The sequence below is a fragment of the Allotamlana fucoidanivorans genome (assembly GCF_006265225.1).
In the GTDB taxonomy this organism is placed as follows: Bacteria; Bacteroidota; Bacteroidia; order Flavobacteriales; family Flavobacteriaceae; genus Allotamlana; species Allotamlana fucoidanivorans.
The window spans coordinates 1-370 of the sequence record NZ_VDCS01000075.1 but is presented as its reverse complement, the minus strand read 5'-3'; the positions used below and the strand labels follow the sequence as shown (position 1 = coordinate 370).

Sequence of the window (370 nt, the reverse complement as noted above, 5' to 3'; positions counted from 1 at the left end):
TGTACCAATGATACTGATTTAATAGTAACTAGCTCTGATAGTGCCTCTGGTACCTGTCCTATTGTCGTTACCAGAACTTATACCATTACCGATGCCTGTGGGAATGCAGAAACTTATGACCAAATTATAAATGTGGAATCTCCTCCAGTAACATATGATGCCCCTAGTAATGATACAGCTGAAGCCTGTGAGTTTGATAATGCGGATCCTACTGCTGCTCAAAATGCACTGGATGCTGATATTGCAGCTTGGGTAACTAATCAAACAGCTATTATAAATAACAGTTTAGCGGGGGGATGTTCACCGAGCGTATCACATGATTTTACCAATCAGTCTATCGACTTCTGTACGGGAGGTACGGTAACTATTA

At 41.1% G+C, this 370-nt stretch carries 1 protein-coding gene; it reads left to right on the top strand.

The features are described 5' to 3' along the window. The coding region (locus tag FGF67_RS17335) for a hypothetical protein (protein ID WP_158293249.1) at nucleotides 1-370 on the top strand (370 nt) is incomplete at both ends.